The organism is Dermacoccus sp. Ellin185 (assembly GCF_000152185.1).
Lineage (GTDB): Bacteria > Actinomycetota > Actinomycetes > Actinomycetales > Dermatophilaceae > Dermacoccus > Dermacoccus nishinomiyaensis.
On the sequence record NZ_AEIQ01000101.1, the window covers coordinates 1 to 596 of the forward strand.

A 596-nucleotide genomic window follows, 5' to 3' on the forward strand; every position below is an offset into this window, starting at 1 on the left:
TTGCGGGGCCGTTCGTTGATGCGCGTCGCGATGGTGTCGAGGTCGGTCTGGGTGAAGGAGCGTAGGTCGGCGTTCTTCGCGAGGTACTGACGCAGCAGGCGGTTCGCTGGGGGCACCTCCTGCTTGGAGCGAAGCGCGCGGGGGAGTTTCGTTCGTGCCGCGCTGCCATGGCGAACGGGCGTCACAGAAGAACACTTGCATGCCCAGGGCGTGCGTCACCTGGTCGTGGAAGGCCATTTCCCTGCCGCGATCCCACGTCAACGACCGACGAAACTGCGGCGGCACGTCGGCGAGATTCTCGATGAGAGCGTCCCTGACGGCGTCAGCCTTGTACCCGTTTGGCAGGGCGACGACGCGCACCAGGCGGGTGGAGCGTTCGACGAGGGTGGCCACGGCGGACGGGCGCTGGCCCACGATGAGGTCACCTTCCCAATGGCCGACTTCGGCCCGGTCTTCGACGCTGGTGGGTCGATCGTGGATGGAGGTCATGTTCCGCAACACGCCGCGGCGTTGTCGGGGTTTCGCGACGCGCGCATGGCGCAGGGATCGCCCTGATCGCAGGAGGCTTCCCTGTTGTGGCGCACGGATCTGGCCGG

The 596-nt window shown here is 67.1% G+C and carries 1 protein-coding gene; it reads right to left on the bottom strand.

The genetic code is table 11. The annotated features are described in order from the left end of the window. Positions 1-501: IS30 family transposase (locus HMPREF0321_RS17450; protein WP_371168043.1), on the bottom strand; the 501-nt coding region annotated here is incomplete at its 3' end. Between the last annotated feature and the right edge of the window lie 95 nt (positions 502-596).